The sequence below is a fragment of the Paenibacillus sp. Y280 genome, assembly GCF_056786335.1.
Window position 1 is genome coordinate 1 of the sequence record NZ_JBXCIW010000043.1, and the last position, 11,722, is coordinate 11,722.

The 11,722-nt window shown below is 33.9% G+C and carries 13 protein-coding genes; 2 read left to right on the forward strand and 11 right to left on the reverse strand.

Annotation, left to right across the window (positions count from 1 at the left end; all coding sequences use genetic code 11):
- Window positions 1-806 precede the first annotated feature (806 nt).
- From AC1TPC_RS26400 to AC1TPC_RS26440, 9 genes are all read right to left on the reverse strand, one after another.
- Window positions 807-1,373, reverse strand: coding sequence for a recombinase family protein (locus AC1TPC_RS26400; RefSeq protein ID WP_482069701.1), 567 nt, complete (start codon window positions 1,371-1,373; stop codon window positions 807-809).
- Between the two features lie 394 nt (window positions 1,374-1,767).
- Window positions 1,768-1,953, reverse strand: a complete 186-nt coding sequence (locus AC1TPC_RS26405; RefSeq protein WP_482069702.1) for a hypothetical protein — start codon at window positions 1,951-1,953, stop codon at window positions 1,768-1,770.
- A gap of 54 nt (window positions 1,954-2,007) precedes the next feature.
- Window positions 2,008-3,039 (reverse strand): serine/threonine-protein kinase, encoded by a 1,032-nt coding sequence (locus tag AC1TPC_RS26410; protein WP_482069703.1) that lies wholly within the window; start codon window positions 3,037-3,039, stop codon window positions 2,008-2,010.
- A gap of 10 nt (window positions 3,040-3,049) precedes the next feature.
- Window positions 3,050-3,511 carry a hypothetical protein gene (locus AC1TPC_RS26415; RefSeq protein WP_482069704.1) on the reverse strand — a complete coding sequence of 154 codons (462 nt, stop codon included), beginning with the start codon at window positions 3,509-3,511 and terminating at the stop codon, window positions 3,050-3,052.
- 147 nt (window positions 3,512-3,658) lie between these two features.
- Window positions 3,659-4,465: a hypothetical protein gene (locus AC1TPC_RS26420; RefSeq protein WP_482069705.1), complete on the reverse strand. Its 807-nt coding sequence runs from the start codon at window positions 4,463-4,465 to the stop codon at window positions 3,659-3,661.
- A gap of 110 nt (window positions 4,466-4,575) precedes the next feature.
- Window positions 4,576-5,094, reverse strand: a complete 519-nt coding sequence (locus AC1TPC_RS26425) for a hypothetical protein (RefSeq protein ID WP_482069706.1) — start codon at window positions 5,092-5,094, stop codon at window positions 4,576-4,578.
- A gap of 43 nt (window positions 5,095-5,137) precedes the next feature.
- Window positions 5,138-5,536 (reverse strand): hypothetical protein, encoded by a 399-nt coding sequence (locus AC1TPC_RS26430; RefSeq protein WP_482069707.1) that lies wholly within the window; start codon window positions 5,534-5,536, stop codon window positions 5,138-5,140.
- A gap of 58 nt (window positions 5,537-5,594) precedes the next feature.
- Window positions 5,595-5,783, reverse strand: a complete 189-nt coding sequence (locus AC1TPC_RS26435) for a transcription initiation factor TFIIIB (protein ID WP_482069708.1) — start codon at window positions 5,781-5,783, stop codon at window positions 5,595-5,597.
- A 154-nt stretch (window positions 5,784-5,937) separates the two neighbouring features.
- Entirely contained in the window at window positions 5,938-6,969 is a 1,032-nt protein-coding gene (locus AC1TPC_RS26440) for an S-layer homology domain-containing protein (RefSeq protein ID WP_482069709.1), read from the reverse strand.
- Window positions 6,970-7,192: 223 nt separating this feature from the next.
- Here AC1TPC_RS26440 and AC1TPC_RS26445 point away from each other — a divergent pair, with 223 nt between their 5' ends.
- The gene (locus AC1TPC_RS26445) at window positions 7,193-8,023 is read left to right on the forward strand and encodes a hypothetical protein (RefSeq protein WP_482069710.1); all 831 of its coding nucleotides are present in this window, start codon (window positions 7,193-7,195) and stop codon (window positions 8,021-8,023) included.
- A 180-nt stretch (window positions 8,024-8,203) separates the two neighbouring features.
- Complete coding sequence (locus AC1TPC_RS26450; RefSeq protein WP_482069711.1) at window positions 8,204-9,397, forward strand: hypothetical protein; 1,194 nt, start codon at window positions 8,204-8,206, stop codon at window positions 9,395-9,397.
- A 569-nt stretch (window positions 9,398-9,966) separates the two neighbouring features.
- On the opposite strand, the gene AC1TPC_RS26455 is transcribed toward AC1TPC_RS26450, so the two are convergent.
- Together AC1TPC_RS26455 and AC1TPC_RS26460 are read right to left on the reverse strand one after the other, a co-directional pair.
- The gene (locus tag AC1TPC_RS26455) at window positions 9,967-10,566 is read right to left on the reverse strand and encodes a DUF1643 domain-containing protein (protein ID WP_482069712.1); all 600 of its coding nucleotides are present in this window, start codon (window positions 10,564-10,566) and stop codon (window positions 9,967-9,969) included.
- 472 nt (window positions 10,567-11,038) lie between these two features.
- Complete coding sequence (locus tag AC1TPC_RS26460) at window positions 11,039-11,317, reverse strand: hypothetical protein (protein WP_482069713.1); 279 nt, start codon at window positions 11,315-11,317, stop codon at window positions 11,039-11,041.
- Window positions 11,318-11,722: the final 405 nt, after the last annotated feature.

Below are 11,722 nucleotides of genomic sequence, written 5' to 3' on the forward strand. Positions count from 1 at the left end.
AAACCAATACTCTAGCGACGGGGCTCCCTTTGCCCCTTTTATACCGGGTTTTCATAGGTTTTCTGGAAGTGTAAAGCAGTCATTTCAGCCTAAATAATTGCTAGTGGCGAAGAGCCAAAATAAAATATAGAAAACAGCTAAGTTACATGATCTTGTAACTTAACAAAAAAGAAGCTATTACTCACTGTTGGAGTAATGGCTTTTTTTGCAAGCAGCTTTTAAAATATCAAATATTCGAGTTTCAGATGTGCTACCCCCTAATATGAAACAGCTTTTGATCTGAAAGGTAGAAACCACCGCCCCCCTATCCTAGAGACACATGTCTTTTAAAAGTGGAGTTTTATCAATGCTTCATGCAGCTAACCAACTGTTCAAATAATTTGAGAATGCTAGTCAGACATTTTGATAAATGCGGAGAAAGCAACTGGTCTAGATGGTGCTTTACTATTAAAAATTAAGGTTTCTCTAGGTATATAAGGAATCACTGAGGAACTGAATACTGTTTTTCTAAGCCAAACACACTAATCGATTTTTCTAAAACTCATCCCATAATAGAATCATTAACAACTAATTCCATTTTATATCTAAGTTATTACTTTGACTATCAAAAAAGCTTTATGCGTGATGATTGTATAGAAAAAGCCATGCTCTGTGTTTAAGCATGGCAACAATTGAATTGACTATTCCTCTACCTCAGAATATGTATCATAATCAACTTCTTTAATTAGATTATCTCAATAATGCTGTTTAACATCACTTAAATTGGCAGATCCATTGAAGACGATAAAGCAATGAATTAACTAGATTTAGCTTCCCACTACTTCTTTACGTTTGTTAATTGCTCTGTACAATGTGGCCCTTTTGACACCTGTTAATTCCTCTATTTCCTTTGCTGTATGTGATGCTGCATCGTATAGTTTTAATGCTTTAGCAACCTTAGTCTGGTCGCTCAAAGGTCTACCTCCCTTACGACCACGCGCCCTGGCTGCCTTTAAACCGGCCTGCGTACGTTCAATAATAATATTACGTTCAAATTCCGCAAATACAGCAAGCATTCCAAATAATGCTTTCCCTGCTGCCGTAGTAGTATCAATATTATCATTAACAGAAACTAGATGAGCGCCTTTGGCTTGAATATCATCAAGCACCTGAATTAATTTAATTGTAGAACGTGCCAATCTGTCCAATTTATAAACTACAAGCGTATCCCCTTCACTAAGTATATCCAAAACAATTTGCAACTGTTCTCTATTGTCCTTAGCTCCGCTTGCTTTCTCCTGAAATATCTTCTTGACTCCATATTTATTCAAAGCGTCAATCTGTAAGTCCAATGTCTGATCTGCTGTTGACACCCTCGCATACCCAATAATCACTATATCATCTCCCACATATAACAATGTAGGATAATTGTACCATTAAACGGTATTTAAAGATACATAGATTGTGATATGAGTTTTGATACAAATTCGTTCTGAGAAACGTATTATCTTTAAACTTTTGAGTGTCTCATCAAGATGTCTCACAAACCATCGCTTTTGGAACTGTTGAAGATAATCTGATAAGAAGCGTTTTGTATGTTTTTTAATCGAAGCTGATTTTCATTTTATGTCCTTCTTTTAAATACGCTCTCAAATTAACTTTACGTTATCTTTCTATTTTTCAAATGAAGAAGAATAAAAGCTAAAAAAATAGTAACAGTTACTTCATCCAACCTATTCAATAACAACAAAAAAGCCACTCTGCTGGAGAGTGACTTTTTGAAAAAAACTAGAACTTTTTATTACGATCTATCGGTTCAATTTTATCATATCCATCAGTTAGTCTGGTTAGTGTGAAATTATCTCTTAAATCAATTGCTGAGGCATTCTTTAGTCGATCCTGCATTGTGTCAAGGATAAAAGGGTTTGCTAATTTTTGCCGAGTGAGTCCTTTATTAATAATGAACTTTTTCATTTAAAATCAGCCTCCCCCTTTATTCAAATTATAACACAGCAGAACATATGATCGCTATAGGCTCTTTAAAAACACTTCGACTTTTTTATACGCTTGATCTTTATTCAAGGAGTCAACAAAATATTCGTTAATTCGAGTCTGTCTTCCTGCTGCTTTACTGTAAGTATATCCCTCAATTTTAAACAATGAGTTGCTATCGGGTAACAGATGGAGATTTTTTATTGTCTTACCTTTGTCAAGTGACCATAATTCATTTCCGTTATCTACACTATACTGAACGTCTAGATTCTCATTTATTTCACTAATTTCATTCATTATATCCAATATTGTTTGGTATCTGTCATCAGGGTTAACTTCAAGTGATTTCTTTATACACTTCTTTAATTTCTTAGGAATATGGGGCAGAAATTTCTTCCTGTCTGGAAACACACCATTTGTAATGAAATCAGAGTTGTTAACAACAGTAGCTTGATTATGAAAATCCTCATTACCATTACACATTCTGTACAAAGTTAAACCGCACTGATATACATCGTAAAGGGAAGTTAATTTATTAGTTAAAAATGATTCTGGCACCCAATGTGTTGGATATACTTTTTCACAATTAGCAAAACCGTATATATCTGCATAGTTTGAAAGTCCAAAATCAGTCAATATTGCTTTATTGGAATTGTTAATAATTATATTCGTAGGTTTTACGTCAAAATGTATTAATCTTTTAGTATGAACATAATGAAGACCACCTAAAAAGTCCAAAGAATATTTAATGATTTCTCTAACAGTCAAAAATCTTGTATTCATTAACGAATTTAGAGAGCCATTTTTATAAAAAGGCATTGACAGATATATATAATCATCTTTTTGGCAGGCGTATTGAACTGGCATCACATTTGGATGTTCTGAGTTATATAGTATCCTAGCCTCTTTAAAGTAATCATCCTGTCTTGTAAAATCAGTTTTATCTATCCTCTTAACCACTATTTGAGCATCTAATTGAGGATCATGAGCAAGAAAGGCTTTAGAATTCAAACCTTCTCCACCTATCTCATCTAAAATTTGAAATGTTAATTCAGTCACAATGAACATAATTTATACCTCATAACTCTAGAGCTGCAAACGCAGTCAAGATGCTTTCTCTAATTTCTATATGTGACTTAGGAGTTTTTTCTACTTCTAGAAAATTATTTTCACCTGCTATGAAGCCTGTTACAGTGTTTATTTCTACTCCTAGTAAAATAGACAATTTTTTAATGTTAGCAAGATAGTATTTAGAGACGTTGCAATTTGCTAGAAGTTCTTGAATGACGCCCTCAAGATATATTCTTGTAATGCTAACATTCAGCGAGATTGATTCAGTAATCCTTATTCCTGCTTGCTCTATGTTAAACTCAGTTAAGACTGAAAATAACGAAGTTCTGATATAAGCCAACATTTCTGGAACATCAAGAGACTTTGGAATTATTATTTTATTTGAATTGTACATACATCCTTCAGAATTTTGTTCAATAATTGTATAATGTATTACTTGTGGTGCTACCCTAATACCAATTACATTCATTTGCCAATCATTCCTCCCTTAGTCCTACATCTTTCGACATAAAGGAAAGTTTTTCCTGCTCCTTCAGACTATAATATTATTACAGCACAGAAGTTAACAAACACATTGGATTTGTTCATAAATATTACACCAATTCAAATCGTCATTTTATAGGAAGCCTTGATTAATTTTTTTAACCCTTTCAAGGCTTAAATCTGCACTAACTTCACCTGATACAATACTTCCAATTGCTCTATTCAATTCAAGTTCAATCATACTCATTGTCGAGATAAGACTTGCAGGATTATTAATATTAAATGGGATTTGTTTAATTGTATCGCTGCTAAATACAATCTGTATGTGATCGAGTAAAAGATTATCTTCATGCCATAAGTAAATTTCTTTTTTCTTAATCATGTCAGAAAACTTCAACCTAAGTCTCACCAAAATAATGACACTCGACCTGAATTTGTAATATAATAGCTCACCAATAAATGGTCGTCTTGTTTCAAGATTAAATAGCAATTGAATAGTGTCCAAACTCCTCGGAAGTTCTCGTTCATTCAAAGAATTAAGATCAAAAGTATTTTTCGTTTCAATTTCATCAATAACAGTCAAGTATTCTGAGGGAACTAGAACACAATAAAAGTTTAATATGGGTGATATGAATCTTCTAAGATCAAGATATTCATTCCATATGCTTTCAATTGCCTCCACTCTTTTGCTCTGAGCAAACTGATGCATTGAGTGATAATACTCAAGATTCTTTTGTTTGAGAGTATTTAATTGTCCAACCTCTGATTTTAAGAACTCAATATCCTTTTGAGTCTCAGCTAAGTTAATCATTTTCTCTTTTTCAAACCTTTGTTTATCCTTTTCAAGTTTTCGATCAAGATGACCTTTTATCAGAATTCCTACGACACCAGTGAGTGCAGCGCTGATCACAGTACTTGTTAATAACGTTTTCCAATCCATCTATCGCACCTTCTTATTTTTCTATCATCTCAAGTTTTTTTTCAGTAACATAAATGCTTTTACCAGCCACGTTTTCACTCCATTCCTGTTTAAAGCGAACTTCTATGGATTTAACCATTTTTCTTATATTTGTACTCTTTTAAATTCCTTATATAGTAACGATCCCTGGCGCTACCAGCAGATACCCACAAACCAAAAATAGAGAAATAGGTAAACAAAGCAGCAGATAATAAAAGTAAATAACTAAGTGATTGTATTGCAACACAACCTAAAAATATAGCTGGTACCATACAAATAATAAGCATTGTCATCCCTATTTTCATAGGGGCTTTTAGTGCCTTGACAATAAGTTTGTCATCAAGTAATTTTCGATTATCGACATCCGCTATACCACTTGACTTAATTTTTGAAATACTTCTATGTCTATAAATCGGGATAGTATATAGGGTATCTGTTTGTGTGTAGTCTTCACTGTTCACAAAATAATCTTCTAGGAACTTCTTGCTTTTTTCTTTCTTAGATATTCCAATGACAATAAATACTTTTTGTCCACTTTTCAGTAGTATCCTTGCGTGACAGTATTCATGAAAAAGAAGTGCTGAAGATAAAAGCTTTAATAGATTCTTCATGCAATCCCATCCTCTCTATCTCATAAAATTCAGGATTTATTTCCTATATATCTATTCCTCTGTAACGATAGTCATTAAAAGTTTTAGCAACTACTTCATACGCCTTTCCACTAACATGATGATTTGAAATATAATCGACATACTTTTCTACATCGTCAAGTGGAACACTGGCATCTTCAAGAATTATTTTGTACTTAGTTAATATCTCCATAAGCATCTGTTCATGAAATACGACCAGTTGGCCGCTTTCTACATTACATTCAGATTCCTTATAGATCTTATATCTTAAATTATTTTGTTCAGCAAATTCAATCATATCTTCCACCTTAACTTCACACCATTCTAGGGTTTCTAGAGGAAGATACCCCAAACTTTTTGTTTCTCCAACATCAAGTAAATCTTTCATTACTTCCTTCGGGTCTTCATCATCATAATCAAGCATTCACAAACATCTCCCTCACTTAAACCAATTAGACAACTCTTTCATCAGACCTTCACTATCATTTAAATATCTCTGGATTTTCGACTCTCATAGAAACAATTAGACCGCAATTAGTACATACTTCAGCCCTCACAGTTGACCCAAACGTAAAAACCTTATCTTTTGGCAAGAGTTTGGCATCACCTGTTAATCTACCCCAACCAATCTCCTCACACCCACATTGAGGACAGGCAAGCTTAGCATTCATACTCATTACCTCCTTCTAAACTTATCAATAAACCTAGTATTTTAAGCAACCTGATCTGCTACTTTAAATCTTTTAATAGGCTTACTGAGATATTATTACAAAAAAGTCATTTCCGATCTGAGAGAAGGATTTGATTAGATGATTGACAGAATTACTAAACTCCTATGCGGAAAACAACAGTTTCATTATCATTCCCCTTATAAATAACTATTGTACGTCCATCATACTTCGCTTCGATATCACTGCGATCATCCTCGAAATCAAGTTCTAAAATCTTCAAATACGATGCATAAATCTTCTCATTAGACTTTGGATAGTAATGTTTCAAAATATCTTTAACAATAAGTCGTGAATCTCTAGAACTCTCCCAAACTGTTAGAGAAGTAAATTTATATTCAGCTACGTACTCAATTGCCATATTACTATCTTCCACTCGTTCTGTGTCTTTTACATTAACGATTACACCACCAGTATTGTAAGATTTCCAAACTTTACCTTTAATACTGGGCAAAGACTTCATTAACACATATAATCCATTCATAGAATAAGGATAATTAGGAACTGAGGTAGGAACTTTTGCCCTTATTGTATTGACAAGAATCCTTACTGCTTCAGCCCTTGTTGCAAGCTTATTCCCACCCATACCTCCGTCTGGATAACCTTCCAGTATATCCAACCTCTCACACATCCAAGCATATTCCGTATACTTAGCAGCATTCTTTTCGTCTTCACCTTCTCCAATAGTCCTAACAGCAATTCTAGCGATTTCTTCTCTTGTAATCTTCTGATTAGGTTTAAACATAGCATTAGGATAATCTACAATTGCAAGAATTTCATTTTTTAAACCGGTATCTAAATATTTTCTGTACCAACCATCATCGTCAACAAAGTCAGTATCTGCATCAGTAACTTTAATCCCCATTGCAATTATCATAGCTTTCAAAAATTCTGCTCTAGTTATACTTGCGTTTGGTTTAAATGTACCATCAGAATAACCATTAATTACACCTCGTTTATACATAACTTCAATCACGTCAGAAGCCCAGTGACCAGAGGTGTCTTTAAAACTTTGCGTCTTTTTAGTTTGGACTGCTGATGCTACAGAAATGTTTATATTTACTGTGAGTATCATTGTAACTAGGAACAAGCTAGCTAATCTACGTACAAACTTTTCATTTGCCATCATTAGTCCCTCAATTCGAAATTAGTACAAACCTTCATTATTACTTCCTCCTCTTCCAGCAATTATACGATATAATAGGTAATATGTCTCAAATTACGACAAATCATACGATAGGTATAAGCATTCCTTCCTATAACGATTATGTATGGAGAATATAGTTATAAAATTGTTGATAAGTTTATTACTAAATGGACTTTACACATCTTCCTAACAAGGAGTTGAAACAATGGATAATATTATTAGATTATATGGGGAATCGTACTTAAATAATTTGCGGTTGCAGTTAGCAAGAATGAAAAAACCAGAAGGTGTCCCATACTTCCTTACTGCCTCTGATGAGGGGGCATTAATCAGGCAAGCTGAATATGATAAGTATCTTGAGGTAGCGTTTAGACATGAGATAATGGACGATGATTTACGCAACCGTCTAATGTCCAACGCCTGGAGTACCTTCTTTCAAGCAAAGAATGAACTAATGGCAGCTTATTACGTAGAAAGTAAAGGGCATAAAATCTCATTCCATCCTAAAGGCAAAAACAATACTAAGGGTGAGTTTACTATTCATACTGGTTCAGATGATATCTTTGTTGAAGTAAAATCTCCTATCAAGGAACCTGATAATATTGTATGGAGCGGTAATGATGCGCTTAGCATTCGAAAGACAATTAAAGATGCTGCTAATAAGCAACTAGACAGGAACAAAACAAATCTACTCATCTTTTCAGGTGATATGAGGATTCCAATCACCCACAGCTATCATTCAGGAATCATAGAAGCGTTGTATGGCGAAGAAAAACTAGTCTTATCTGTAAATAGCTCTAATTTGTCCGATACGCCTGAGAGACGATTTGAAGCTTCTGGATTGTTCCAGCCACATCGCAACACACGAATCAGTGCTGTAGCAACACTTGAGAATCGCCTTACTGAAAAGGGATTCCATTATAGCTTTAAGTTGTTTCATAATCCATTTGCACTCAAGAGGACAAGCATTGAACTATTTAAAGGAATAGAACAATATGCACTTAACGAACAAACAAATGAAATGATTCGGATATAAAAGAAGGAGCGGCTACTTATAAAGCGTTACGTTTTAAGGTGCAAATGATAGTTTGACAGACCTTTTGGTTTGTCAATTGACAATAGGATTAGCGCTCTTTTGTGTGTGTGAAAAGGTAGTTGATTGGTACACGTAGAATGTATATTTAGGAGTTATATTGTTTGCGGTAGGTGAAAAGCTATGAGATTCATAATTAATTATAAAGACCTTGATACTAAAGAAGAAAAAAATGCTTCGTTGAAATTATTAGAAACCTTTTTAAACGAACATCTAATTGGGAAATTCCACGGCGAAACTTATGAATGTATAGATGTTGTATTTATTAATAACGCAGCGAAGAAAGCAAAAGAGAAAGCAAAAAGGACTTACAAAGTATATTCTGATGTTCAATTAACTGATTCGTTTCAAAGCATTGATTCCATTAATATTTCTGATTTTCGAAAAGCGTTGTCGAGGATAAGTGATGCCATTAAACTTACCCAATCCATTGATCCTGACCCTGTAGATTCTCATATGGATGAACTACTAGCTGACTACAATCAATTATTATCCATTGCACCTGTAAGCCAAGAAGAGTTAGAATTTTATGCTCAAAAAGAACCTGAGACTCTTTTCTTCAATAACGTAAAACGAGTTGACTTTCTTATTGAGAGGTATAGAGATACTCCAAAACCAAAATCAAAGAAATTGATGGGTGTTAGGATATATGATTCATTTGAGAACCATAAAGATTTATCTCCATATAGTTACATTTACTCTGAATTGTTCAGTAATTTATTAAGAAACGCTGAAATAATGACTCCTGGCTATCAAGAAATATATTTCCAAGTTGCTGGTACGCTTGAAGAGGCCAAACAAACATTATATTTTGAGGATTGGCATAGGGGCACGTATTGTAAACTTAACTTAGTATTATTTAAAGCTTCAAATGAAAATATGAAATCAAAATTACTTTTTGAAAGTTTATGTGAAGGTCTACGGCTTATCGCGGATTTTGACCACTTGGACAGTGAAAAAATAGAATCTGTTGTATCCACCATTAAAACAAATGGTACAGCGATGGAATTAATCTATAAAGAAGTATGCAATGACAAATACAAGGCTGAAGTAGTATATAAAGTACCACCAAGCCATAACGCTAAAGCGGATTTTAGTTTAAAAATAACTGACCTCCAAACTAAAAAAACTGGCGTGGTCAACATTGATAAAATTGATACATTTTATATGCCGTATAGCTTTGGCGCTATCCAAATAAAAAAGAATGAAGTAGTTATAAAAGGTAGAGAGAGTCTTCGTGCAACTATTTCAAGGGAGCACGACAAACTTCCTGATGGATATCGGTTCAATATAGCCGATATTTTAAATTCGGATTAAGACAACATGAAACAAGAGACCGACAGGGGTCTCTTGTTTTTTTTAATGGTAATCAGATGATGCCTGGTTTTGAAAAGCAATGATACATGAATTGACACTCGAGTTGACAAGAGTTTTTCTCATTCCAAAAGTTATTTCCGAATATGTAATCCTTAAATATTCGGTTGTCAATTTCGATGCCAAATAATATTACATAAGAAGTATTGGCGTGTCAAAGTCGTTGTCAGTTTGACCGCCAATTTTAATATATCAGAGTGATAATAAAATAACCTTCTCTAACCTTATACTTCTTGAACTCTTCAATATTGGTAATTCGGATCATATTAAGCCCCCTTGAAAGCGAATTTTTATTCTCGCCAAAATATCTTCTTTAATGCTTCCTTAGTTTCTGTTTTATACGTAGTCATTAAAAAATAACAATTGATTGCAGTTGATGCTGCTAGTATCGTTGTAGCAAAACTATTTCCATAAAAGATTAAGTTCAATACCAGCATTATTAGTGAACCAGCAACTAAAGAAAATGTAAAAATGAATAGATTGCTCACGAAAATCAGCCTTTCTGACTATATCTAATCTTCCATAACATCTTTATGAAACTGATAATCACTCATGGTCTTCAGATCAATGCCTTCACGACTTACAATTCTCCGTTTAACTGTTGGAATTAGCTCAATTACTTCTTTAACCCTTGCCTTATATAACAACGACTTCGCATCGCTTCTAAGGTACAATGGGTGACGTGGGTAGCCTCTGGTGCTAACCCCCAAACAATGCAAATCAAAGCCATTAGTGCTTATTAAATTTTCGACGTGAATGTTCCTTGAATTTAGTTTGCCGATTACTCCCCATGCCGCAATTATCATATCAGCATTCTTACATGTATCAAGGACATACTTATCATTTAATTCACCAACAGGATTAATTTGAGTAATTTTTAGTTCTTCAGGATCTGTTGCTCTGTATGCAAACAGATTAACAACCTGTATCGAGCCGTAATCAGATGCTTTCGCAAAATTGATACATCTTTTTATCGTTGCATCATCAACATTCGCATCTGCTGTGCTTGGATTAAGCATTACAAAAACCATCTTTGGCAAGGATGTGTCCCATTCACGTAGCAGCCAATATCGATATTGTTGTGTATTATCTAAAATCGCATCTTTTCTCATGTAAGCCCTCCCCATATTCATCTATTATCATTTCATTAATAAATACGGATACCCTTTTTCACATGAAAAAGGTGCAGGATCAAGGCATAATTGACATATGCTATTTGCCACATTTTTATTCCAAGTTACTATCGTACTCCCTCTTATTCCATTAATTATACGATGGAATAGGTAATATGTCTCAGGCTTCAACAAACAAAAAGAGAAGGTGGAATAACATAGCTCCTGCCTTCTCTTTAATTCTTTCACTCCGAAAAGCTTCATCCGTTGTAAAGTAGTGCGTTGTACCGTTAATAGACCAATGCTTACCATACAAATACCCGGCTTCAATTTTAGCAAACCTCTTCTTAGTATCACGAGAATGCTCTTTAAGCCATTTCCCAGCTGCCTGTATACTACTACATTCTACAATTGAATTATCTACAAGTATCTTTTGCTTGCTTAATCTGTAGCTACACAAGTTTTAACCTTGCTAACCCGGAATCAATACGCTATTCTCGTATAAAAATTCAACAGCAATATCAATATCATCATTCCAACCAACTGTACCAGTGTATGGAATCACATGCGCCATCTTGAATAAGGCTAAATCCTTTGTTAAATCAGATAAAGGAGGTTTTTTGTCGGAAAGTTTTTCTTTTGCATCAAACACACGATATTCAATATAGCTCATATTGCCGATTTCTTTAAATTCTAAAAAAAGCTTAAAATTATCCGCTGCTCTGACATTTGTAATTTCATACCCTCTCATCCTTGAGTTCCCCTTCCTGATATTAAAAAATTGCCTAAAGCGCACCTGTATAGTCTATACTAATTCTATCCTTATTCCGATAAAAAATCCTGTCATTTTAATCACATATTTTAAAAGTGGATCATCAAATTTAAGATACCTAATAATAACCTTACTGTCGTGCTTGTTCTTCGGATGCTCATGAATTAATGGAGTAATCAAACCTTTGCCTTAAGACGTAAGCTAAGTCAGAGTTAAAAGTTAAAAGGTTATTTATAAATACTATATAAAAGAATATAAGTTTATTGAATCCTGAATCCGTGATATAAATATCTGATTTCCATAGATTGAAAGAGTATTATGGAGTAAAATAGAGATAACAGCTCGTTTGTTGCTGTTTTCAAAATACACCTATGAGGTGAACTC

What these genes read in the sequence shown, in the direction of transcription:
- AC1TPC_RS26405 (WP_482069702.1), bottom strand. Translation starts at nt 1,953, where the DNA reads ATGAAAAAGTTCATTATTAATAAAGGACTCACTCGGCAAAAATTAGCA.
- AC1TPC_RS26410 (WP_482069703.1), bottom strand. Translation starts at nt 3,039, where the DNA reads ATGTTCATTGTGACTGAATTAACATTTCAAATTTTAGATGAGATAGGT.
- AC1TPC_RS26415 (WP_482069704.1), bottom strand. Translation starts at nt 3,511, where the DNA reads ATGAATGTAATTGGTATTAGGGTAGCACCACAAGTAATACATTATACA.
- AC1TPC_RS26420 (WP_482069705.1), bottom strand. Translation starts at nt 4,465, where the DNA reads ATGGATTGGAAAACGTTATTAACAAGTACTGTGATCAGCGCTGCACTC.
- AC1TPC_RS26425 (WP_482069706.1), bottom strand. Translation starts at nt 5,094, where the DNA reads ATGAAGAATCTATTAAAGCTTTTATCTTCAGCACTTCTTTTTCATGAA.
- AC1TPC_RS26430 (WP_482069707.1), bottom strand. Translation starts at nt 5,536, where the DNA reads ATGCTTGATTATGATGATGAAGACCCGAAGGAAGTAATGAAAGATTTA.
- AC1TPC_RS26435 (WP_482069708.1), bottom strand. Translation starts at nt 5,783, where the DNA reads ATGAATGCTAAGCTTGCCTGTCCTCAATGTGGGTGTGAGGAGATTGGT.
- AC1TPC_RS26440 (WP_482069709.1), bottom strand. Translation starts at nt 6,969, where the DNA reads ATGATGGCAAATGAAAAGTTTGTACGTAGATTAGCTAGCTTGTTCCTA.
- AC1TPC_RS26445 (WP_482069710.1), top strand. Translation starts at nt 7,193, where the DNA reads ATGGATAATATTATTAGATTATATGGGGAATCGTACTTAAATAATTTG.
- AC1TPC_RS26450 (WP_482069711.1), top strand. Translation starts at nt 8,204, where the DNA reads ATGAGATTCATAATTAATTATAAAGACCTTGATACTAAAGAAGAAAAA.
- AC1TPC_RS26455 (WP_482069712.1), bottom strand. Translation starts at nt 10,566, where the DNA reads ATGAGAAAAGATGCGATTTTAGATAATACACAACAATATCGATATTGG.
- AC1TPC_RS26460 (WP_482069713.1), bottom strand. Translation starts at nt 11,317, where the DNA reads ATGAGAGGGTATGAAATTACAAATGTCAGAGCAGCGGATAATTTTAAG.